19 protein-coding genes, 5 tRNA genes, 1 pseudogene and 1 riboswitch are annotated in these 22,325 nt (G+C 70.3%); of the genes and pseudogenes, 14 read left to right on the plus strand and 11 right to left on the minus strand.

All coding sequences use genetic code 11. The features are described from left to right. From ACIRQP_RS37890 to ACIRQP_RS37920, 7 genes and pseudogenes are all read right to left on the minus strand, one after another. Nucleotides 1–294, minus strand: a pseudogene (locus ACIRQP_RS37890) (site-specific integrase); the annotation flags it as partial. Nucleotides 295–519: 225 nt separating this feature from the next. After that, nucleotides 520–593, minus strand: a tRNA-Phe gene (locus ACIRQP_RS37895). A 23-nt stretch (nt 594–616) separates the two neighbouring features. Then, nucleotides 617–691, minus strand: a tRNA-Asp gene (locus ACIRQP_RS37900). Nucleotides 692–926: 235 nt separating this feature from the next. After that, on the minus strand, nt 927–2,021 hold the full coding sequence (locus ACIRQP_RS37905) for a tyrosine-type recombinase/integrase (RefSeq protein ID WP_403899110.1): 1,095 nt from the start codon (nt 2,019–2,021) through the stop codon (nt 927–929). A 243-nt stretch (nt 2,022–2,264) separates the two neighbouring features. Then, nucleotides 2,265–2,340 (minus strand) — tRNA-Glu (locus ACIRQP_RS37910). 174 nt (nt 2,341–2,514) lie between these two features. After that, nucleotides 2,515–4,197, minus strand: coding sequence for a metallophosphoesterase (locus ACIRQP_RS37915; protein WP_403899113.1), 1,683 nt, complete (start codon nt 4,195–4,197; stop codon nt 2,515–2,517). Between the two features lie 163 nt (nt 4,198–4,360). Beyond that, entirely contained in the window at nt 4,361–4,711 is a 351-nt protein-coding gene (locus ACIRQP_RS37920) for a metallopeptidase family protein (protein WP_030350046.1), read from the minus strand. A 167-nt stretch (nt 4,712–4,878) separates the two neighbouring features. Here ACIRQP_RS37920 and ACIRQP_RS37925 point away from each other — a divergent pair, with 167 nt between their 5' ends. From ACIRQP_RS37925 to ACIRQP_RS37935, 3 genes are all read left to right on the plus strand, one after another. Further along, nucleotides 4,879–5,538 carry a hypothetical protein gene (locus ACIRQP_RS37925; protein ID WP_403899115.1) on the plus strand — a complete coding sequence of 220 codons (660 nt, stop codon included), beginning with the start codon at nt 4,879–4,881 and terminating at the stop codon, nt 5,536–5,538. A gap of 229 nt (nt 5,539–5,767) precedes the next feature. Continuing rightward, complete coding sequence (locus ACIRQP_RS37930; RefSeq protein ID WP_403899118.1) at nt 5,768–8,032, plus strand: DEAD/DEAH box helicase; 2,265 nt, start codon at nt 5,768–5,770, stop codon at nt 8,030–8,032. Nucleotides 8,033–8,301: 269 nt separating this feature from the next. After that, a tRNA-Lys gene (locus tag ACIRQP_RS37935) sits at nt 8,302–8,377 on the plus strand. A 229-nt stretch (nt 8,378–8,606) separates the two neighbouring features. Here ACIRQP_RS37935 and ACIRQP_RS37940 read toward each other — a convergent pair. Continuing rightward, nucleotides 8,607–8,882, minus strand: a complete 276-nt coding sequence (locus ACIRQP_RS37940; RefSeq protein ID WP_403899121.1) for a hypothetical protein — start codon at nt 8,880–8,882, stop codon at nt 8,607–8,609. Nucleotides 8,883–9,193: 311 nt separating this feature from the next. On the opposite strand from ACIRQP_RS37940, the gene ACIRQP_RS37945 reads away from it, so the two are divergent. The 3 genes from ACIRQP_RS37945 (at nt 9,194) to ACIRQP_RS37955 (ending at nt 12,056) form a co-directional block, all read left to right on the plus strand. Next, nucleotides 9,194–10,243, plus strand: a complete 1,050-nt coding sequence (locus ACIRQP_RS37945; RefSeq protein ID WP_403899124.1) for a helix-turn-helix domain-containing protein — start codon at nt 9,194–9,196, stop codon at nt 10,241–10,243. Between the two features lie 239 nt (nt 10,244–10,482). Continuing rightward, a complete protein-coding gene (locus tag ACIRQP_RS37950; RefSeq protein ID WP_403899126.1) occupies nt 10,483–11,271 on the plus strand; it encodes a phytanoyl-CoA dioxygenase family protein in 789 nt (262 codons plus the stop codon). 119 nt (nt 11,272–11,390) lie between these two features. After that, the gene (locus ACIRQP_RS37955) at nt 11,391–12,056 is read left to right on the plus strand and encodes a DUF6309 family protein (RefSeq protein WP_403899129.1); all 666 of its coding nucleotides are present in this window, start codon (nt 11,391–11,393) and stop codon (nt 12,054–12,056) included. Here the strand turns inward: ACIRQP_RS37955 and ACIRQP_RS37960 are convergent. Next, the gene (locus tag ACIRQP_RS37960) at nt 11,985–12,749 is read right to left on the minus strand and encodes an SDR family oxidoreductase (RefSeq protein WP_403899132.1); all 765 of its coding nucleotides are present in this window, start codon (nt 12,747–12,749) and stop codon (nt 11,985–11,987) included. The two genes, ACIRQP_RS37955 and ACIRQP_RS37960, sit on opposite strands and share 72 nt — an antisense overlap. A gap of 131 nt (nt 12,750–12,880) precedes the next feature. Between ACIRQP_RS37960 and ACIRQP_RS37965 the strand changes: the two genes are divergently transcribed. Continuing rightward, the gene (locus ACIRQP_RS37965; RefSeq protein ID WP_403899135.1) at nt 12,881–14,257 is read left to right on the plus strand and encodes an aspartate aminotransferase family protein; all 1,377 of its coding nucleotides are present in this window, start codon (nt 12,881–12,883) and stop codon (nt 14,255–14,257) included. Nucleotides 14,258–14,378: 121 nt separating this feature from the next. Continuing rightward, on the plus strand, nt 14,379–14,591 hold the full coding sequence (locus tag ACIRQP_RS37970; protein WP_403899137.1) for a hypothetical protein: 213 nt from the start codon (nt 14,379–14,381) through the stop codon (nt 14,589–14,591). Nucleotides 14,592–14,771: 180 nt separating this feature from the next. Here the strand turns inward: ACIRQP_RS37970 and ACIRQP_RS37975 are convergent, their stop codons facing one another. After that, complete coding sequence (locus ACIRQP_RS37975; protein ID WP_403899176.1) at nt 14,772–15,455, minus strand: HAD family hydrolase; 684 nt, start codon at nt 15,453–15,455, stop codon at nt 14,772–14,774. 193 nt (nt 15,456–15,648) lie between these two features. Here ACIRQP_RS37975 and ACIRQP_RS37980 point away from each other — a divergent pair, with 193 nt between their 5' ends. From ACIRQP_RS37980 to ACIRQP_RS38005, 6 genes are all read left to right on the plus strand, one after another. Beyond that, nucleotides 15,649–15,858: a hypothetical protein gene (locus tag ACIRQP_RS37980; RefSeq protein ID WP_403899140.1), complete on the plus strand. Its 210-nt coding sequence runs from the start codon at nt 15,649–15,651 to the stop codon at nt 15,856–15,858. Nucleotides 15,859–15,919: 61 nt separating this feature from the next. After that, nucleotides 15,920–15,993, plus strand: a tRNA-Met gene (locus ACIRQP_RS37985). 138 nt (nt 15,994–16,131) lie between these two features. Then, on the plus strand, nt 16,132–16,878 hold the full coding sequence (locus ACIRQP_RS37990) for a TipAS antibiotic-recognition domain-containing protein (RefSeq protein ID WP_403899142.1): 747 nt from the start codon (nt 16,132–16,134) through the stop codon (nt 16,876–16,878). A 193-nt stretch (nt 16,879–17,071) separates the two neighbouring features. Next, nucleotides 17,072–18,298: a PP2C family protein-serine/threonine phosphatase gene (locus tag ACIRQP_RS37995; protein ID WP_403899179.1), complete on the plus strand. Its 1,227-nt coding sequence runs from the start codon at nt 17,072–17,074 to the stop codon at nt 18,296–18,298. A 336-nt stretch (nt 18,299–18,634) separates the two neighbouring features. Further along, nucleotides 18,635–18,788: riboswitch (cyclic di-AMP (ydaO/yuaA leader) on the plus strand. A gap of 11 nt (nt 18,789–18,799) precedes the next feature. After that, a complete protein-coding gene (locus tag ACIRQP_RS38000) occupies nt 18,800–19,825 on the plus strand; it encodes a M23 family metallopeptidase (protein WP_403899145.1) in 1,026 nt (341 codons plus the stop codon). Between the two features lie 130 nt (nt 19,826–19,955). Beyond that, nucleotides 19,956–20,900 carry an aldo/keto reductase gene (locus ACIRQP_RS38005; protein ID WP_403899148.1) on the plus strand — a complete coding sequence of 315 codons (945 nt, stop codon included), beginning with the start codon at nt 19,956–19,958 and terminating at the stop codon, nt 20,898–20,900. A gap of 21 nt (nt 20,901–20,921) precedes the next feature. On the opposite strand, the gene ACIRQP_RS38010 is transcribed toward ACIRQP_RS38005, so the two are convergent. Beyond that, complete coding sequence (locus ACIRQP_RS38010) at nt 20,922–22,262, minus strand: PrsW family intramembrane metalloprotease (protein ID WP_403899151.1); 1,341 nt, start codon at nt 22,260–22,262, stop codon at nt 20,922–20,924. Nucleotides 22,263–22,325 lie beyond the last annotated feature (63 nt).

A 22,325-nucleotide genomic window follows, 5' to 3' on the forward strand; every position in this document is an offset into this window, starting at 1 on the left:
CGTGCTCAGCGCCTGCGACCGGCCCAGTCGAGTGCCGCTGGGAGAGTTCCGCAGCACCTTCCCGAAGTACACGTCCGCGTCAGCGGGCTCCATGTCCCACAGCGGCCGGCCGAACCAGGACCTGATCTGATCCAGGTGCCCGACGTCCCCGCGGATGGTGCCGTCCGCCAGCCCTGCCGAGGCCCGCGCCAGGACGAACCCGGACAGCACGTCGGTCTCGAACCGCTCCAGTTCCTCCGCCGATGCGGGCGCCCAGTGCTCGCGCAGGTCCCGTACGACTGCCAGCGCCGCCAACCCGAGCCTCCTCGCCTTCAGCCCGACCGCAGATCGGTCGGACGAGATGAGAACGCTTCAGGAATCCCGAAGTTACGTCACAGGCCAGCAGAGCACCCGAAGGAGGAAGAACCCCCCGGCCACGGGCCCGGGGACTCAGCGAGGCTCAAGAGAACTCACGGGATGTCGCACAGATTGCCAGCGAAATGCAATAAGGCCCCGATCCAAAGATCGGGGCCTTAGCTGTGGCTGGGGCCGGGATCGAACCGGCGACCTATCGCTTTTCAGGCGATCGCTCGTACCGACTGAGCTACCCAGCCACGAAGTTCACAAGGAACTTCAGCGGTCCTGACGGGATTTGAACCCGCGGCCTCCACCTTGACAGGGTGGCGAGCACTCCAAACTGCTCCACAGGACCTTGAGCATCGCGCATCCGGCTAAGGGGCACGTAATGCTGGGGATTGGTTCTGGCGCTGGCGCCTGAACCGAGTGCTGACTATACCCGACGAAGACCGACGGGCTGAAATGGGTTCTTTACCCGCTTCGCCTGTACCGCACTGCTCGCCGTGCGTTGGTCTGCGTGGAACAGTTCACCCGCCACGCGGCCGTTCACCCGCACCCCTCCGAGGGGGTGCGGGGAGGCCCTGAGGCCGTCATGCAGCCAGGGAAGACGCGGACAGCGGTGCGTTCGGGTTCATGGCCCAGTCGATTGCGGCGATGACTTCGTCGTCCAAGGCGTCGAGCAGATGGCCATAACGGTCGACGGTCGTGGTGATGGACTCGTGTCCGAGGCGGCCCTGAATGGCTGGGAGCGGAACCTTCGCAGCGATGAGCCAGGAAGCATGCGAGTGCCGTAGGTCGTGCACGCGCGGAGCCTTGGTGAGCCCTTCGGCGCGGGCGCCTTCAATCGCGAGGTGCCAGCGCAGGCTACGGAAGGTCCAAGTGTCCCAGCGCCCGCCCTTGGGCCCCGTGAAGAGGAGATCGTTGGGAGTGATGCCCTTGGCTCGTCTTCGGAGCATTTGGTCCAGATTGCTGGTGATCACTATGGTCCGGCGGGCCTTCTTGGTCTTGGGTGCGCCGAGGTAGGCCGCGCCGTCCTCGTCCCGCTTCCAGGCGCGCTGGATGCGGATCGCGGGCCGACCGCTGCGACGCACGAGGTCCCGAGGCTGGAGCGCGGTGATCTCGCCCCAGCGGGCGCCGGTCTCGGCGAGAGCGTCGGCGAGCTCGCGAGCATCCTGGTCGACCAGGTGAGTGCGCAGCAGTGCCCACTCGTCACGTTCGAGGAAGACCATCTCGTCTTCGACCCCGTCGTCCTTGCGGGGGAGCCGGGTGCCTGCACAAGGGTTCTTCGTCCGCAGGGGTGGGTTCCTCTCTACCGCGCTCTGACAGATGCCGGAGAGCAACCCGTGGACGTTGCGGATGGTCTTGGGGCTGAGTTTGCGGCGTTTGGTGCCTTCCGGATCATGCGGAGCCGGCCGCCCGGCCTCCAAGTCGTTGACCCAGGTGCGTATGAGGTCTGAGGTGAGCCCGCCCTCCCCATCGCGCATCGAATAGCTGCGGAACCACGGGGAGAGCTTCTGGTGGACCAGCTTGCGGTACTCGGCCTTGGTGTCGCCCTGGACTCCGGTGAGCTGATCGATGTAGCGAAGCGCGAAGGGTTCGAAGAGTTCGCCGGATTCGCGCACGTCCTCGACGAAGCCGCGCCCGCGCACCCACCCAGGCGGCCACTGCTGACCGTGGCCGTTCACCAGATTTTGGAACCGCTCGGCATCCGTTGAGTCATCGAAGACCTCGGACTCCTGCTTCCCGCCCCGTGCCCTGCCAGCGCGCCACATGACCGTGTAACTGGTCGTACCGTCGCTCTTTGCTCGCTGCCTGATGTACGCCATGCAGCGCACCGTAAAACAGAACGGTGCTGACACGGTGCTGACGTTATAGATACAAAGAGTCCCCCTGACCAGCTTTTCCGCTGGTCAGGGGGACTATTGGCGTGGTGCCCCCAACGGGATTCGAACCCGTGCTACCGCCTTGAAAGGGCGGCGTCCTGGGCCACTAGACGATGAGGGCTAAGGGCCCGCCTGGGCGCTTTGCAGCGCGTCGGGGACGTCAGAAGCATATGGGATGGGCAGAGCTATCGCCAAAACGGTTTGGAGGTCGCGTGCACAGGTGGGGCGGCGTCGCGTGGAGATGGGCGGCGCCTGGCCCCGCTCCTCTCTCCGCACCGCCTATGCACGTGACCTCTTAGGGAGCGGGTACGGGGAGGCCCGGCGGGGTCCGCGAGGGTGCGGTGGGCGCGGGCGAGGGGGCGCCCGGCGTACGCGAGGGGGAGCCGGGCGGCGGTGACGGGGAGCCGGTGCCCGACGATGCTCCCGTGCCGCCGGTGCCCGACGGATCCGGGCCGGGCGAGGCGCCGGCTCCCGGTGTGACCACCTCCTGCGGAAGGTGGCGGCTGACCTCGGCGGTCGTCAGACCGAGCCCGCCGAGGGTGATCTCGTCCCAGGCCTGGAGCCGCTTCGTCTTCCGGTCCAGGTAGAGCACCGACATCTGCACCTTCTCCGGGCTCTCGTTCTGTACGGCGCGCAGCCCGCCGCCGCCCGTGGAGCCCTCGATCTTCAGCCGGGTGCCGTGCGGCAGCACCACGGTCTCGCGCTGATGGATATGGCCCGAGAGGGCCAGCGGGACGAGGCCGTCGGTCTCCCGCGCCGCCACCGGGTTGTGGGCGACTGCGATGTCCACCGGCGTACCGGCCCGCCGCTGGTCGCGGAGGGCCGAGGCGAGCCGGATGCCCATCATGCGTTCGGCCGGGTCGCCCTGGGCCTCCACCGAGCGGTCGGGGGTGAACTGCGGGTCGCCGCTGCCCGCCACCCGTACCCCGCCGACGGTCACGGCCCGGCCCTCGTCCAGGACCCGGACGTTCCTCATGCGCCCCAGATACTCCTGGGTGCCCCGCGAGTCGTGGTTGCCGCGCACCCAGACGTACGGGACGTCCAGGTCGGCGATGGGGTCGAGGAAGGTGTTCTCGGCGGAGGCGCCGTGGTCCATGGTGTCGCCGGAGTCGATGATCACGTTGATTCCGTACTGCTCCACGAGGGAGCCGATGATGTGCCAGGCCGCCGGGTTGAGATGGATGTCCGAGACATGCAGCACCCGGAGGGTGGCCGGGTCCGGCTGGAAGGTGGGGAGCGTCGAGGCGGCGTCGTACAGCTTGGTCACGTTGGTGACCAGCCGCGCCAACTCCTTCTGGTAGACGTCGAAATCGTTCACGATCGAACGCGCGCTGCCGACCACCTGCGGGGCGGAGGAGAGCAGTCCGGAGAACCGCGGCTCCAGCACCGACTTGGGGTTCCAGGTGGCATACGCGCCGACGCCCGAGGCGGCCAGCAGCGTGAGCGCCAGCCCGCCGGCGACGAGGGCGCGACGCGGGCGGCGGTAGACGGCGAGTCCGAGGGCGGTGGCTCCGAAGACGACGGCGGCGACGGACCGTACGGCCAGGTCCGTGGTGCCGTTCATGACGTCGTGGCTGACCTCGCCCTGGAGGCCGGAGAGCCGCTCAGGGTGCTCGACGAGCGCCTGGGACCGTACGGGGTCCAGCTGGTCCACATCGACGTCGAGGCGGATGGGGGCGGTGTGCGTGCTCAGCTCCAGCGCGCCCAGCGGCGAGACATTGATCTTGGTGCCGCCGGTCAGGGACGGGCGCAGCGTCATCTTGGTGTCCATCGGCCCGACCGGGGTCCGTACGCTGCCGACGATCAGCAGTCCGAGCCAGGCGCCCAGCAGGACGACGGAGAGCAGCCCGACAGCGCGGCTGTAGGGGTGCGGGGAGTGGATCAGGGCGCTGGTGGGGGCGTCGCGGCGGGAACTGAGATGGCCCTGGATGCGGGTGAGCGAGGTACGGAACGGGAAGCGTGGTACAACACGGGCCATTGGTCGCGTATGCCCACGACGGAGGCCGGACATGCCTGGGCGCCGCCAACAGGAGTAGTGGCATCAGAACTAGTGGCGGGGATTCCGCTCACCCGCGGCCCGGCTCGTACCCCCGGCCCGGCCCGTACCCCCGAGCCCGGCTCATTGCCCCCGACTCGGCTCGTCACCCCCAGCCGAGCTCGTGCAGCCGGTCGTCCGCGATGCCGAAGTGGTGGGCGATCTCATGGACGACGGTCACGGAGACCTCGTGCACCACGTCCTCGGGGGTCTCGCAGTAGCGCAGGGTCGGCCCCATGTAGATGGAGATCCGGTCGGGCAGCACCCCGGCGTACCACTCGCCGCGGTCCGTGAGCGGAGTCCCTTCGTAGAGCCCCAGGAGTTCGGGGTCGGACGCGTCGGGTTCGTCCTCGACGAAGACGGCGACGTTGTCCATCACCTTGGTCAGCTCCGGTGGGATCTGATCAAGGGCCTGGCTCACCAGCTCTTCGAAGGTCTCGCGTGTCATCTCCAGCACATGGCCATTGTCCAGCAGAGTCCGGCCGAACGGCCCCCGTCTTCCGCATGCGTGGGTGCGGGATGTGCCCCGGGCGTGTCCCCGGCGGGGAAAAGGGAGTTGAGCAGTGAAACCCTTCCCTCGCCGCCGGCGGGGAGACCCGTTCCGCGCCCCCGGAGGTGCCACTCGTGCGCCAGTTGTCCGCCCCAGGCCGTTTCGCCGTCTGGATCGTCACGTCACTGGCGGTCGCGGCCTCCGCAGGCTGCATGAATGTCGGTGAGGACGAAGGAAAGCCAGCGCCCTCGCGGTCGGCGGGGGGCCGGGGCGCCGCGACCGAGCCCGACGGCGTCACGGGCGAGGGCGCCGGGGCCGGTGAGCCCTACGCCTGGCAGGGCGGTACGGAAGACGGCGACGCCGAGGAGTCCGGCGCGGAGGGCCACGGCGAGGAGGACGGGGACGAGGAGGAGGGCGACGGCAAGAGCACGGGCGACGAGGGCGGCAGGAGCGGCAACGGCAACAGCGGCGGCAACGGCGCTTCGCCGAGCGCCGGTTCCGCCGTCACGCCCTCGTCCGAGCCCTCGAAGGGCACGCGCCCGGGGCCCGGTAAGCCGGTCCCGCCGGGCGACGGGCCCGTACCGCCCGAGGAGCCCCCGCGCCCCGCGCCACCGGACTCCCCGCCGCCGGAGCCCCCGGATCCGGAACCGCAGCCCGAGCCGGAGCCGACCGAGCCGCCGGAGCAGCCGTCCGCGTCACCGGCGGCGGACGTCCGTGTGGGCGCGATGTCGGCCGACGACGGGATGGGGATGCGGAAGGAGCCAACGGCATCGCCGCAGCTCGGGCCGGTGTGACGGGGGGGAACGGTGGAGGTGGTCCGCGCGTGGCCCGTCTACCGGTTTGCCTAAGAGGGGGGAGGGTGCGTATGGTAGTAGATCGTTTGATCATTTGCCTGGCGCCGACACAGAAGAGCGCCGCGTGGCGCGTACTCTCCCTTGCCGTGGCTGACCGCATTGAGGCGGTCGATTTGCGAATCACGGAGTTTGGGCGCGTGCCGAGACTCCGGAAGGTTTCGCATTTCGCATGTCCATTTCCAGTACTGACCACGCCGTCATGCCCGAGAACGAGTCCCCCGAGACGGTCGCCGATGTGACCGCCGAGACCGCCGTGATCGTTGAGACCGCCGAGACCGTCGAGGCTGCGGAGGCCGTCGAGGCTGCGGAGGCCGTCGTGGCCCCCGGGACGGCCACCGAGGCCCCCGAGAGCCCCGACACCTTCGAGGTTGACGAGGCGTCGGACGCCGACGAGACCCCCGGGCTCACCTTCGGCGACCTGGGCCTCCCCGACGGCATCGTCCGCAAGCTCACCCAGAACGGCGTCACCGCCCCCTTCCCGATCCAGGCCGCGACCATCCCGGACGCCCTGGCCGGCAAGGACATCCTGGGCCGTGGCCGTACCGGCTCAGGCAAGACCCTCTCCTTCGGTCTGCCGCTGCTGGCCACGCTCGCCGGCGGCCACACCGAGAAGAAGAAGCCCCGCGGCGTCATCCTCACCCCGACCCGTGAGCTGGCGATGCAGGTCGCGGACGCCCTCCAGCCGTACGGCGACGTGCTCGGCCTGAAGATGAAGGTCGTCTGCGGCGGTACGTCGATGGGCAACCAGATCTACGCGCTGGAGCGCGGCGTCGACATTCTCGTCGCCACCCCGGGCCGGCTGCGCGACATCATCAACCGCGGTGCCTGCTCGCTGGAGCAGGTCCAGATCGCGATCCTCGACGAGGCCGACCAGATGTCGGACCTGGGCTTCCTGCCCGAGGTCACCGAGCTGCTCGACCTGGTGCCCGCGGGCGGTCAGCGCATGCTCTTCTCCGCCACCATGGAGAACGAGATCAGCACGCTGGTCAAGCGGTATCTGACCAACCCGGTCAGCCACGAGGTCGACAGCGCCCAGGGCAATGTCACGACCATGACGCACCACGTGCTCGTCGTGAAGCCGAAGGACAAGGCCCCGGTCACCGCGGCGATCGCCGCCCGCAAGGGCCGCACGATCATCTTCGTACGGACGCAGCTGGGCGCCGACCGTATCGCCGAGCAGCTGCGCGACTCGGGCGTGAAGGCCGACGCGCTGCACGGCGGTATGACGCAGGGCGCGCGGACCCGGACGCTGGCCGACTTCAAGGACGGTCACGTCAACGCGCTGGTCGCCACCGACGTGGCCGCGCGCGGTATCCACGTGGACGGCATCGACCTGGTGCTGAACGTGGACCCGGCCGGGGACCACAAGGACTATCTGCACCGTTCGGGCCGTACGGCGCGGGCCGGCAAGTCCGGTGTCGTCGTCTCGCTGGCGCTGCCGCACCAGCGCCGCCAGATCTTCCGGCTGATGGAGGACGCGGGCGTGGACGCCTCGCGTCACATGGTCGGCGGAGCCGGCGCGTTCGACCCGGAGGTCGCCGAGATCACCGGCGCGCGTTCGCTCACCGAGGTCCAGGCCGACTCGGCGAACAACGCGGCCAAGCAGGCCGAGCGCGAGGCCGCCGAGCTGGCCAAGCAGCTGGAGCGCGTCCAGCGCCGCGCCGCCGAACTGCGCGAGGAGGCCGAGCGCCTGGTCGCCCGCGCCGCGCGCGAGCGGGGCGACGACCCGGAGGCGGCGGTGGCCGAGGTGGCCGCCGAGGCCGAGCGCGCGGTGGAGGAGGCGGCCGCAGCGGCCGCCGCCGTACCGGCGCAGCGCGAGGAGCGCAGGGACAGCCGCGACGACCGGGGCAACTTCGGGCGCCGCGACGACCGCGGCGAGCGCAGTGGCCGGGGCGGCGCGCGGGGCTACACGCCGCGTGACGAGCGCGGCGGTGACCGCGGCGGGTTCCAGCGCCGCGACGACCGCGGTGGCTTCCGCAGGGACGAGCGCCGGGACGAGCGCAGGGACAACGACCGCGGTGGCTTCCAGCGCCGTGACGACCGTGGTGGCGAGCGGGGCGGTGAGCGCGGTGGCGAGCGCGGCGGGTTCAACCGCGACCGTCGTGACGACCGCGGCGGGTTCCAGCGCCGTGACGACCGTGGCGGCGAGCGGGGCGGCGAGCGCGGTGGGTTCAACCGTGAGCGTCGTGACGACCGTGGTGGCGAGCGTCGTGACGACCGCGGCGGCCGTTCCTTCGAGCGCCGTGACCACCGGGGCAGCGACCGCCCGTTCAACCGCGACCGCCGCGACGACCGCCCGTCGAGCGGCTTCCGCCCCGGCGGCCACGACCGCCCGTCCACCCGCCGTGACGACCACCGCGGCGGCACGACGGGCACCGGCACCGGCTCCTTCGGCCGCCGCGACGACAAGCCGCGCTGGAAGCGCAACGGCTGACCGTACGCCGACACTCCATCGGCCGGCCTGACGCGTCACCAGGGCCCGTGCCCCACCCCCGAGGTGGGGCACGGGCCCTGCCCGCGTCCGAGGGCCCGAGGCTCCGGACACCCCGTCCGCCTCCGCCCGCGAAAACCGCCTCCGGCCACCCTGCCGACACCTCCCCCGCGAACCGCGCAGACACCCGCGCCGACGCGCGACATACCCACGACGGGATACCCGATCGGCGCAGGGCCGAGGGCGGGCTATGCTCGTGTGTGTTGTGCCGAGGGCCGTTAGCTCAATTGGCAGAGCAGCGGACTTTTAATCCGTTGGTTGTGGGTTCGAGTCCCACACGGCCTACCACCCGCAGGGAAGGGTTACCCCATCCGGCCTGCCACAGAGTGCCCCGCTCGGTTCCGACCGGCCGGGGCACTCCGGCGTTTCCCCGGCTTATGTGTGAGCGGACGGGCGTGAGGGGCCTTCCGGACAGAGTCGGCTCACCCGACACTCTTCATGTCCGCCATCCACGCTCTCAACTCCCTTACCCGGCAACCCTGCGGTGCGGAGTGTCCGACCAGGTGGCTTTGGCCGCCTACGCCTCGGCCCAGGTCAGGAATCCTCCCGGCGTCGGCGTCGGCGCCAGGGAAGGAGACGGGGACGGGGACGGGATGCGAGCCGGGGCCGGGTCCGGGGCCGTGTGCAGGTGGCGTTGGGGGGTGGCGTGGCAGGGGCAGTCGCAGCGCAGCGTTTCGATCGCCGGTCCCGTGCGCGACTGCCAGGGGAGCCGGGTCTCGCCCGGTCCGTGGCACTCCGCGTGCTCCTCGATACGGCACGCCGGCGCCGTATAGGCGGGCGCCTTCGGCGTCACTGGGCCGCTTCCACATCGTGTCCGTCCGTCGTCGCCCGGGTCGGCGTGTCATCCGTAGGTGTGGCTTCCACGCCGTACCCACTGGGCCGGGGCGCTGCCACGGCAATCACCATGACACCCTCCCCGCTACGCTGAGTCGCCCGTCCATTACTGGGCTCATGACAGTAGGGAGCGGAGATCACCGCTTGAAGTGACCACGGGTACGGGTAGCCGGCCGCGGTCCGCGTGCAATTGGGGGCCTCGTGCCGAACGTTCCGCGGTTCACCCTGACCGGCGGTCGGGAAAGAGTGCCGAGGGCCCGTGCGGGGATCGTGTCCGGTTCTGTCTTCCGGATCATCCGTGAGCAGCTGGGGCTCACCCAGGAAGCGCTGGCCGAGCAGTTCCGGGTGTCGGCCGACACCGTGGCCGGGTGGGAGTCGGGGCGGCGGGCGCTGACCGCCGTACCCGTCGGGCAGCTGTTCGTGTACAGCCACCGGCTGATGCGGCTGGGCACCGTCCCCGCGCTCCTGCTCTCCCTGGAGCGCGCCATGGAGGCGGACGTCCTGCTCGCCGGCGCGCTGGACGGCGGTTCCTCGTACGAGGCCAACCCGCTCGGCGCGTGCGTCATGCGGCGGGATCTGGTCGAGGTGCTCGCCTGGCCGCTCAACGGGGTCGCTCCCACGTGTCTGAGCGCGTTGCCCGAGCCGCCGCGTCCCCGGCGGGGGCCGGTGCCCCAGGGGCCCGAGCTGGCGGCCGCGGACCGGCGCCGCTTCTTCTCGGAGATGCGGCGCACCGCCGAGCGGGCCCGTGGGACGGAGAGCTTTCTGCTGCGGCGCCAGGCCCTGTATCTGGCCGGCTATGACGACCGGGCCGACACCCCCGGCTGGCTGGCCCGCCAGCAGCGCACCGAACGGCCCGACGACTGGCTGTCGGGCTGGCTCAACTCCCGCTCGGTGGCGGCGGTCGCCGCCCGGCAGGGCGACCGCGACCGGATGCGTCACTTCATCGACAGCACCCTCGCCGACGACGACGCGGGCGAGGCAGCCAATCTGAACTACTGGGCGTACTGGATCGGCGAGGCACCGCACATCCAGCTCTCCGACGACTTCATCGCGGCCCGCACCCCGGACCGCTGGCCGGGCGACAAACTGATGCATCACCTCGTACGGGGGCTGACGCCGTGTCACGGGTTCTTCGACCTCAATGTCCACACCCTGTGGGCGCTGCTGGCGGCCCGGCCGAATCTGTTGCGGCCCGGGGGCCCGGCGGGGAGCGCGCTCAGCGAATGTCTGCCGGCACTGCTCGACGACGGGGAACTCTCGTCGCGGGCAAGGAGGGAACTGCAGGGCATCCGGTACGTGATCCGGCTCGCCGAGGCGTGAGCAGGCATATGCCCCCGCGATAGCCGTTGCCTTTACTGCCGCGGCCGAAAATCGCCTGCGGGAGGCACCTTTCCATTCGCGCATCTCTTCGCGTATTTCCCGCCACATCGTCACGCTTCGGCCATTGTTCCGCGCACCCGGTCTGCCGAGATGAATAGTTGGCTACCTTTGGGCGCTCCTCCGGAGAAAACCGGACGCCGGGCTATTCGTGGAGAGCGGAGAAGGAGGGGCATCGCACCATGCGCGAACAACTTTCCCCGGAACTCGACGAGAGCACGCTGGAGCAATTCAGGGAGCGGGGCTATCTCGTCCTTCCCGGATTTATCCCTTCCGATTCACTGGAGTCCCTGGAACGTGAAGTCGACCTCTGGGTGGACAGCGGTCTGCGAAAGCGTTCCATCGCCGCGGCGCTCGAACCCGAGGTGTACGGCGTGCCGGACAGGGTGGAGATAGAGCTCGCGGCCCACGGCGAACTGGCCGTGCATCCGCCGTTGATGTCCTTGCTCTCGCGTCTCATGGGGCCGTCGTTCGTCTTCCACCATCTGCACAGCGACCGCCGCGCGCCGGGCGCCCCCGGCAAGGGCTGGCACCATGACTACGAACAGTCCCCGCAGCGCGACCGCGACCATCTCATGGTCCATGCCCTGCACTACATCGGCGGTCTCCGGCCGGCCATGGGCGGGCTCGCGGTCCTCCCGGGTTCCCACCGCGAAGTCGCCGACAAGACGGCCCGCGCCCACCTCGGCACCGCCGCGCTGCCCTCCGAGGCCGTCATCGACGAACTGCCGCCCGGATCCACGGTGGTGCTGCACTCCGCCTTGTTCCACGCCCGCCGTACGGTCCCCGGCGCGTCGGGCGGGCCCCGCTACATGATCGACGCCTCGTACTGCCAGACCGGCACGCGCTGGCCGCCGGTCAAGCCGTACTGGCGTCATCTGCTCGCCACCGCGCGGGATCTGGACCTCGGGCGGGGCCGGTGGCCGGAGCTCTTCGCCGAACGGCACTTCACCGAGTACGTGCGCGCCTGAGGCGGATGAGTTCCGTCGAGCCCGGCTGGAGTCCGGACGAGTCCCGGCTGAGCCCCGGGTCCTGATGAGCCCGGCTGAGCCCGGCCGGGTCCGGCTGACGAAATGAAGGGCAACGTGTCATGAAGGTCGTCGCAGCCGTCCCGTTCTCATCCGTCCTGGACACCTTCGCGCGGGCGCATCCGCTCGACCGCGCCCACGAGGCCAACACGAACGACGAGGCCGAGGAGCACATCCGTAACGCCGAGTTGTCCCTCGGGGCGTGGCGGCGGGTGCTGCTCGACCGGGACGATCTGCTCCGCGTCGTCCTGCCCTGGCATCTGGGCGAGGGCGGCGAACGGGAGCTGATCCCCAAGTCCGGGCTGACGGTCGCCGACGCGGTGGCCCGGCTGGAGGCGGCGGGCGGCGCGTACGCCCGTACGAACCCGGTCTGTGCCCGCAAGCTCGACCGCCTGGCCGCCGCGCCCTTCACCCCGCTGTTTCTCAGCACGCGGGCGGTGCCCGGCGTCGACTACGCGGGGCTGGTAGTGCGGGAGGGGCTGATCCATCTCGACGGGCTGCACCGGGCACTGGCCTGGGAGCGCGCGGGACGTCTCACCGCCGGAACCCGGATCGAGGCGTTCCTGGCGTATGAGGAGGACCTGGCGTACGAGGAGGACCTGGCGTCCACCGGACACGTACCGGGCGCGGGCCGGGACCCGGGGGCGGGACAGGATCTAACCGCGGCCGACGTACGGCATGGCACTGGGCATGACGGCGACGGACTGGACGTTCACGCCCACGGGTAGGTTCGCCATGACGAGCACCATCTCGACCACATGCCGTACGTCCATGGTCGGCTCCACCCGCAGGGTCCCGTCCGCCTGCCGGACCGCGGGCTGCTCCCGCCCCACCGGTGTCACGTTGCCGATGTCGATCTGCCCGCACGAGATGTCGTAACGGCGGCCGTCCAGCGAGAGCGAGCGCGTCAGCCCCGCCACCGCGTGCTTCGCGGCGGTGAAGGCGATCGAATCCGGCCTCGGGACCTGCGCGGAGGGGGCGCCGTTGTTGATGATCCGGCCGCCGCGCGGCGTCTGGTCCTTCATCATCCGGTACGCCGCCCGCGCGCACAGGAAGCTTCCGGTGGCGATGGAGTCCATGACGCGGTGCCAGTCCTCGACCGAGACGTCCTCGGTCGGTGTGTACGGCATGGTGTCCGCCGCGTTGTTGAAGAGAAGATCGATACGTCCGAAACGCGTCGCCACCTCGCCGAACAGCCGTGCTACCGAGTCCCCGTCCGTGATGTCCGCCGGCACCGGTATCGCGCGCGCCACGTCCGCTCCGGCCAGCGCCGCCGTCTCCACGAGCGGGTCTTTCCGCCGCCCGGCCAGGACGACCGTCCAGCCGTCCGCCAGCAGCCCCAGCGCGCACGCGCGACCGATACCGCTGCCCGCGCCCGTGACGACCGAGATCTTTTCGGCCAATTCAGCGGATTCAGTCATGCCGGACTTCCTTTCGCCGCATTCTGGATCTCCGCAGCGAGTCTGGACACCGTCCGCGATCCCGGTCAAGGCTGCGTGAAAGCCGAAGAGTTGTTCCACGCGGGCGATGGCGCCCCGGACAGGAGTGACATATGGCCCGGCAGAATTTCTCCGGCGTACCGGCCGGAGCGGCGGCGCAGGCCGTACCGGCGCTTGGCGGAACCGCCATGAGCAGCGCCTTGTTCGAACGCGCGAAGAAGTCTCTCGCGGGCGGTATCAGTTCCTCCTCCAGGCTGACTTCCACCGGCCCGCATCCCTACCCGCTCTATATAAACGGTGGCTCCGGGGCCCGTATTCGGGATGTGGACGGAAACGAGTACATCGATTTTCTCGCCGCGTACGGAAGCGCCATTCTCGGCCATGGACACCCCGCGCTCACCGACGCCCTGACCGGAGTCCTCGCCAGCGGCCCCATGTTCGGCACCTGCAATGTGCCCGAGGTCGAACTCGCCGAGCTGATCCGCGCGATGGTCCCCTGCGCCGATCTGGTCCGGTTCGCCAACTCCGGCTCGGAGGCGGTCCAGGGGGCCGTACGAGTCGCCCGCGGTCACACCGGACTCTCCAAGGTCCTCAAGTTCGAGGGCCACTACCACGGGTGGTCGGACACCCTCGCCATCTCCAACCGGCCGCCCGAGGCGGCGGCGGGCCCGTACGCCGCCCCGCACTCCGTCCCGCACTCCCCGGGGATCCCGGAGGGTGTCACCGGCGATGTCGTCGTCTGCCCCTGGAACGACCCGGACGCCCTGCGCGCCGTACTCGACGCCCACCGCGGCCGACTCGCCGCCGTCATCTGCGAACCCATCGTCGCCAACAACGCCTGCACCATGCCCGCCCCCGGCTATCTGCGGCTGCTGCGCGACGAGTGCACGGAGCGCGGGATCATCCTGATCTTCGACGAGGTCTGCACCGGCTTCCGTACCGGTCCGGGCGGTGCGCAGGCGCTCTTCGACGTCGTCCCCGATCTGGCCGTCTACTCGAAGGCCCTGGGCGGCGGACTGCCCATCGCCGCGTTCGCCGGCCGCCACGAGGTGATGGCGGCGCTCGCCACCGGCCGGGTCAAGCACGGTGGTACGTACAACGCCTCGCCCCTCTGCGCCACGGCCGCCCTGGTCACGCTCAGCACGCTCGCCGACCCGGCCGTCATCAAGAGGATCGACGACACCGGGCAGCGGATCATGGAGGCCGTGCGCCGGGCAGCCACCGACCACCGGGTCCCGTGCGCGGTGCAAGGGGTCGGCGCGATGTTCCAGGTGGTGTTCTCGGACGACGGCGCCCCCACCCGGCACTACCGCGACACCCTCCGCCTCGACCAGCGGCGCTACGACACCTTCCGGCACGAACTGCTGCGCCGCGGGATCCACACCAACGCCCACGGACTCGCCTGCTGGTTCGTCTCGGCCGCCGTGACGGACGACGACACGGACCGGACGTGCGCCGCGATCGACGAGGTCTTCGCCCTCCTCCGCTGAGACGGGCACCTCCCTGGCACGTCCCCGGCACGACCGGGTGTGATCCAACCGACAGCCCGTGCGGAAAAGAAGCGGGTCCCAGAGGCTGCGGATGGGGCGGGATCGACGCACTCTTGGGCCTATGAGTGATGCACCGATCGTCGTCCACCGGGCGTCAGGGACAGGCGGGCGGCGGGTCACGGTCCGTGGGCGGATCATGGGGCTCGCCCACTCCGACGACCATCTGATCGAATTCCTGCGTCTGGCGGGGCTGCCGGACGCCTGGGAGCTGCTGGACGACCCGGCCTGGGTGGAGTGGCAGGGCGGCCCGGCGCATGAGTACACCGTGGTGTGAGCCGGCGTCGTGCGTGGGCGTGGGCGAGTACGTGGGTGGGCCTGGGTGAGTACGTGGGTGGGCCTGGGTGAGTACGTGGGCGAGTACGCGGACCTGTGAGCCCCGTGGACCGCGCGCCCGGCGCGCCGCCCCGCCCAGGTCCTTTCCGCCTCGTCAGCTTCGGGAGCCCTGTCAGCAGTGTCAGCCCTGTTGGTCCGCCCGTTCCGCGTAGCCGGCCCGTTCCCTCTGCTCCGCCGCGATCGAGGTCAGCTGCGTCAGGTTGTCGATACGCCAGTCCGCCGCCTCGATCACCTCCGGGTCGTCCGCCCACAGATAGCCCCACGGCCCGCGCCGCAGATGGGCGGCGCGCAGGCCTGCCTCCCGGGCGGGGAACAGGTCGTACGCGGGATGGTCGCCCACGTACACCGTCCTGTCGGGCGCCGCCCCGGACGCCTCGATGACACGCGCGAAGAACTCCGGTGACGGCTTCTCGACGCCCCACTCGCCCGAGGTGGCGATGAGATCGACGGGCAGATCGAGGCCGCGCAGTAGCTCCCCGGTCCTGACCGTCTGGTTGCCCGCGAGGACGACGCGGACGCCGAGGGACCGGAGGCTCGCCAGGGCGGGCCGTACATCGGGATAGAGATCGGACTCGTCGAGATGGTCGCCGCGGCCGGCGGCCTCCCTGGCGCGGTAGGCCTCGCCGACGTCCATGCCGGGCTTGATGAGGCGGAGGGCGTCGGCGTTGTCCCGGTTCTGGACGGTGGCGGCGCCGACGAGCGCGGAGATGGTGTGCCGGGGAATGCCCAGCCAGTCGGCCCAGGACGCCCAGTAGCGGTCGTCGCGGACGAGGGTCTCGCCGACGTCGAACACGATGGTTTCAATCACCGGTGTAAGCCTAGGTCCTGGCCGGCCGATCTTCGTGGATCAGCCCGCGGGCCACGAAGATCGACCGGCCAGGACCTGGGGCCTGCCTTCAAAGTCCCGGCTGCCCGGCGGCGGCCGGCACTACTTCGAAGACAGGCCCCAGGGGGACACGCTCTGCCGATTGTCAGTGGCTGGCCGTAGCCTTGCTCCTATGTTCGCTTCCTCGTCCACTTCTTCCCACGCTTCCGGTGACGGTGACTCGTTACGCGCCGTCAGGTCCGCCGCTGTCGTCAACGCGGAGATCCGTGCCCTGTGGGCGCGCGCCGGTGGCACGCTGCCGCCCGCCGAGCAGGAGCGCTACCAGCGGCTTCTGGTGGAGTGGGCCGCCGCCGTCCACGCGGATGTCGTCGAGGCCGCCTAGGACGTCCGTGCGCCGAGTGGTGATGATCTTGCTCCGGATGGCGTAGAGTTGCATTCAACGGCGCGGGGTGGAGCAGCTCGGTAGCTCGCTGGGCTCATAACCCAGAGGTCGCAGGTTCAAATCCTGTCCCCGCTACTGGAAGAAAACGAAGGCCCGGATTCCTGGTGAATCCGGGCCTTCGTCGTGTCCGCCCACCCGGCCGCCCGGTCCGGCTTACCCGCTCGACCTTTACGTCTTGACCTTTACGTAACGTCAAGTTCTACCGTCGAAGCCATGGAGTGGTCGATCCAGGAAATCGCGAAGAAAGCGGGCACGACGAGCCGCACGCTCAGGCACTACGGCGAGCTGGGGCTCCTTGAGCCCAGCCGTACCGGCAGCAATGGCTATCGCTACTACGGGCAGGACGCCCTGCTCCGGCTCCAGCGGATTCTGCTGCTGCGGGAACTGGGGCTCGGTCTGCCGGCGATCGCGCGGGTCCTCGACGGCCAGCAGGACACGGCCGCCGCCCTGCGCGGCCATCTGAAGCTGCTGGAGCAGGAACGCGAGCGCATCGGGCGGCTGATCGCCTCGGTGCGGACCACTCTCCACAAGACGGCGACGGGAGAGGAACTCATGGCCGAGGACGTACTCGACGGATTCGATCACACGCGGTACGAGGAGGAGGTGACCGAGCGGTGGGGCCGCGCGGCATACGAGAAGAGCGACCGCTGGTGGCGGTCGCTGAGCGAGGAGGAGCGGCGGGGGTACCTGGACCAGCACGAGGGCATCGCCCGGGACTGGGGGCGCGCGGCCGCGGCGGGGCTCGCCGCCGACAGCGACCAGGCGCAGGCGGTGGCCCGGCGTCACTGCGACTGGCTGTCTGCCACGTCCGAGCCCACCAGGTCGTATGTCATCGGGGTGTCGGCGATGTATGTCGATGACGCGCGCTTCGCCGCCACGTACGACAAGTACGGTGAAGGTACGGCTGTGCTCGTGCGGGATGCCATGAAGGTGTACGCCGAGCGCCACCTGACCGACTGATCGGGCCGTCGGCTCGCCGTTCCCCGGGAGCTTCGGCCGGCCGGCGGATCCGCCGCGGTAGTCCACTCGGCCGACGGCGAGTCGCCGCCCGGGGTGGCAGCGGCCAGCCTGGTGGAGCGCGGCACCGTCCGCAGCAGTCGGCGGACCGGGCAGGAGACCACTGGTGTGGAGACTGAGGAAGCTCGGAAAGGGCATCGGCGGCAGAGGCCGACGGGCGGCTGAGGAGGCCGGTCGCTGGGCAGGTCGTGGAACGGGTTTCTGGACGCCCGGCGACAATGTCCGCGGCGGCGGCCGGTATCCGGGCGGACGTGGCCGTACCGGACGCAGGCTGGTGCGGGTGCTGCCCGTGCTGGTGATCATTGCCGCGGTGATCTTCGACCTGGTGACCCCGACGCGCGTCACCGCGTCCCCCCTCTTCGCCGCGGCTCCGCTGATCGCCGCCCCGTTCTACCCGATGGCCGGCACCGTCATCATCGCCTTCACCTCGCTGGTCGCCGAGGTGGTGCTGCATACGCATGCGGACACCCAGTTCCAGGTGGAGTCGATCAGCGAGGTGCTGACGGTGCTGGTGGTCTCCCTGCTGGCGCTGTACATCAACGGTGTCGTACGGCGCAGCGGTGAGCGGCTGGCCTCCGCCCGCGTCATCGCCGAGACCGCCCAGCGCGCCGTGCTGCCCAGACCCGCCGAGCGGATCGGGGGGCTGCGGATCGCCGCGCGGTACGAGGCGGCGCAGGAGGGCGCGTTCATCGGCGGGGACCTCTTCGCCGTACAGGACACGCCGTACGGGGTGCGGCTGGTGGTCGGTGACGTACGGGGGAAGGGTCTTGACGCGGTCGAAGCGGTGGCGGTGGTCATCGGGTCCTTCCGGGAGGCCGCCGAGCAGGAGAGTTCGCTCGAAGCGGTCGCGCAGCGGCTGGAGCGCGCGCTCAGGCGGGAGGGGACGCGGCGGGACGGGCTCGATGTCTTCGAGGGGTTCACCACGGCCGTGCTCGCCGAGATCCCGCACGACGAGGGTGTGGTGCGGCTGGTCAACCGCGGCCACCCCGAGCCGCTGCTGATGCGCGGCGACGGCGAGGTGCGGATGCTCATCCCGAGCGACCCCGCGCTGCCGCTCGGGATGAGCGAACTGGGCTCGTGGCCGGACCGCGCGGAACAGGCCCTGTATCCGGAAGGCGCGACGCTGCTCTTCTACACGGACGGGCTCACCGAGGCGCGCGATGCCCATGGGGTCTTCTACGTCCCGCGCGAACGGCTCGACGGACGGGTTTTCCAGGGGCCCGACGAGATGCTCCAGGCGATCATCGACGACGTGCGGCGGCACACGGGCGGCGGGAGCCAGGACGACATGGCGCTGCTGGCGGTCAGCCGGCCCTCGGAGGGTGAGCCGGAGCGGCGCAGGACCATTCCCTTGGTGCCGTGAGTCGGCGGCCGGCGCCGTGAGGCGGACGCTGGTGCCGTGAGACGGCCGCGGCCGGCGCCGGAGCCGGCTCCCGCGACGGCACCGGAATCGCCCTCGCCGGAGCCCTCGCCACCGTCCGTAGTCGAGAGGTACCGCTCCGCATAACATTTGACACACCGTCAGAAATGCGAACCGCCCTGACGGGCCCTCAACTCGCCCGATTGCGTTCCTGTCTGTCCTGGTACGTCCGATGCGAAGTCGTTAACGATCACCCGGAACAGCTTGGAATAAGGCCCGGGTCTCTATTAACGTTCGATAACGCAGCGCGGTCGTCCCAGCCGTCGCAAGAGATGGCACCGTGCGCACGCGCCGAATCCCGCGAGGGAACCGGGGAACCACCAATTGGGGTGAATCGGGTGTCTTTTGTCGCCTTGTGCGGCAGGAGCGCCCGTAGGAGACCTTCCTGCTCCGAACCCGTCAGCTAACCCGGTAGGCGAGAAGGAAGGAAAGGAGCACGCCTCAGTGGCGTCCAACAAGCCTGCCCCCGAAGCCCTCTTCGAAACACGCTCCCCCGGCGACGAGCCGGACAGGGCATGGGGGGAATGGAACCCCACCGAGGAGTCCATACGGCCCGTACGCGGCAGGCACCGCGTCGCCAAGCAGCGCGGACTGGCCCGTAGCTCCACTGTCCTCGGTGTCGGCGTCATCGCCGCCGTCGGCGCGGGCGGCATCGCCACCGCGCAGGACAAGCCCGCGGTCTCCATATCCCTGCCCGACGCGATCACGGACAAGCTCCCGGACGCCAAGTCCCTGCCGGGAATGGGCTCCCTCGGGTCGGACGACTCCGAGCCCGAAACGCTCGCCGCCCCGCTCACCACCGCCGGGCTCACGGTCACGGACACCGAACAGGGCGCCACCGACGCGGGAGAGGCGCTGCGCGCCCGTATCCTCCAGCAGGCCGAGGCGCAGCAGACCGGGGCCGACGCGGCGCGGCAGGCGGCCGCGGAGTCGGCGGCGGCGAAGAAGGCCGCGGCCGAGGCCAAGAAGCAGCAGACCGAGGCCGAGAAGAAGATCGAAGAGGCGAAGAAGAAGGCCGAGGCGGAGGCCAAGGCCAAGGCGGAGAAGGAACGGCTGGCCAAGCTGGCCGCCAGCTACGCGATCCCCACCTCCTCGTACACGATCACCTCGACCTTCGGTCAGTCCGGCTCCCTGTGGTCCTCCGGCTACCACACCGGCCTGGACTTCGCCGCGCCGACGGGCACCCCGCTCAAGGCCGTGCACAGCGGCACCGTCAAGTCGGCCGGCTGGTCGGGCTCGTACGGATACCGCACGGTCCTGGAGCTCGATGACGGCACGGAGATCTGGTACGCCCACCAGTCGTCCATCAGCGTGAGCGCCGGGCAGAAGGTCACCACCGGCGAGGTCATCGGCAGGGTCGGCGCGACCGGCAATGTGACCGGCGCGCATCTGCACCTCGAAGTCCACACGGCGGGCGGCACGGGTATCGACCCGATGAGCTGGCTGCGCGGCAAGGGCCTCACCCCGTAGACCTCCCTTCCGCGGACCTTTCCTCCACAGACCTTCCCCGCGGGCATCTCCCCGCGGACGTTCCTCCATACGGCCCACATGAGGGCGCGGAGCGGAATAGGGCGGACTCCTCGGGGAGTTACAGCCGCCCGTGACCACTCTGCGCCCTCTGGGCTCCTCCGACCTGCACGTTTTCCCGCTCGCCCTCGGCGGGAATGTCTTCGGCTGGACCGCCGACGAGACGGCCTCCTTCGCCGTTCTCGACGCGTACGCCGCCGCGGGCGGGAACTTCATCGACACCGCCGACCTGTACTCCTCGTGGGCACCGGGAAACGAGGGCGGTGAATCCGAGACCGTCATCGGCAACTGGATCGCTTCGCGCGGCAATCGCTCCGAGGTGCTGGTCGCGACCAAGATCGGCGCGCACCCGCGGTACAAGGGGCTCCGGGCGGCCACCATCACGGCCGGCGTCGAGGAGTCGCTGCGCCGGCTCCGTACGGACCACATCGACCTCTACTACACGCACTTCGACGACCCCGAGGTCCCGGTCGAGGAGATCATCACCACCCTCGACCAGTTGGTGAAGGCGGGCAAGGTCCGCGCGATCGGCGCCTCCAACATCGACGCGGAGCGGCTGGCCGCGTCGCTCGCCTTCTCGGAGAGCGAGGGGCTGGCCCGTTATGTCGCGCTCCAGCCGCGGTACAACCTGGTCTCCCGGGACACGTACGAGGGCGACCTCCGGGACACCGTGCGGCGTCACGGCCTCTCGACCGTGCCGTACCCCGCGCTGGCCTCGGGTTTCCTCACCGGTAAGTACCGTCCTGGGACCACGGTCGACAGTCCTCGTGCCGGCAGGGCGGCCGAATATCTGAGGTCCGAGCGGGGCGCCAAGGTCCTGACCGCGCTGGACCGGATCGCCGGGGCGCGGGACGCCGAGATCCCGACCATCGCGCTGGCCTGGCTGGCGGCGCAGCCGACCGTGGTCGCACCGCTCGCGTCCGCGCGTTCGACCGAGCAGCTGCCCGCGCTGCTGGCGGCGGCTGACCTCGAACTGACGGGGGAGGAGCTGGCGGAGCTCACCGCGGCGTCCGCCTGACGCCCTCGTCGGACAGGTTTCTCATTGGCGGTACGGGTTGTAGCCGTCGTAGTCGATGTACGGCGGCGGTACCCGCACCCGGCCCGTGGCCCGCGCCGCATAGGTCAGCGCGGGCCCGGCTATCTCCCTGCGCTGCCACAGATGGTGCAGCAGTTCCTGCTCGCGCTCGATGAAGTCCGGGCCCACGGCTCCCCGGTGGGCTCGGTGGCGCAGAAACGCCAGGGAGGTCGCGAACGCCTCGTACTCCCCGACCGATCTGGCCGCCCCGGGGCCGTACGTACGGCCCGCGAAATCACGCGCCAGGGTGCGCGCCCGCATGGAGGAGAGCGCGAGGGGGGCTGCCGGGGTCAGCCAGCCGGCCGCGGCGTACGCGGGGAGCTCGGACCCGATCGTGCGCAGCTCGCGCTGGCGGCTCCAGATCACCAGCCAGGTCAGCAGGGCGAAGACCGGCACCATGAACACCCCGTACACCACATAGAAGCCGTACGGGCCGAAGGCCGGCCCCGATCCGTTCCACAGCGCGTGCAGGCCCATCGCCAGGGCCAGACCGAGCAGGGGCAGGGCGAACCGGCGGATCTTCTGGCGGCGGGCCGCCGTCGCCGCCAGGCCGAAGCCGATGCCGGTGAGCACGGTGAAGAGTGGATGGGCGAACGGCGACATGACGACCCGTACGAAGAAGGTCGCGGCCGTGACGGAGGCCAGGCCGGAGTTGCCCAGGTGCTGGTCCTCGCCGAAGGCGCTGCCGAGATAGAGGATGTTCTCGGTGAAGGCGAAGCCGGTGGCGCTGAACCCCGCGATCACGACGCCGTCGACGAGCCCGGTGAAGGTCCTGCCGCGGAAGAGGAAGATCAGCAGGATCGCGGCGGCCTTGGCGCTCTCCTCGACGACGGGGGCTATCACCGTGGCACCGAGGGATTCCGCGCCCGCCGGGTCGGCGGTGGCGGTGGCTATCCATTCGGTCGCGAACGAGTTCGCGATGATCGCGACGAGGGCGGCGGCGAAGGCACCCCACGCGAGGGCGAAGATCAGATTCGGCCAGGGGCCCGGCTCGACCCGGTCCAGCCAGCGGAAGGCCGTGATGAGCAGCGGTACGGGCAGGACGGCCAGACCGAGGCCCACCAGAAAGCCCTGCGTGCCGGTCTGGTCCCGGACGAGCGCGAGGATCACCAGAGCGCAGAGGGCGAGCACCATGATCACGGCCGCCACTCGCACCGCGCGGCGGCGCCAGAACGCGCGGCGCGGCCGGTAGCGCCTGTGGGCGGGCTCCGGCAGGGCGGCCCACAGCTCATCGGGCCGCTGCTCACGCTCGTAGACGGGGATCGCCGGACGCGGACCGGGTGGCTGCGGGGACGGTTCTGACACCCGACGACCCTAACGAGGGGCACTGACACCTGGCGATGGTGCCCGAGCCACTACCTCGGGTTA

The sequence above is a fragment of the Streptomyces sp. NPDC102274 genome (assembly GCF_044766385.1).
In the GTDB taxonomy this organism is placed as follows: Bacteria; Actinomycetota; Actinomycetes; order Streptomycetales; family Streptomycetaceae; genus Streptomyces.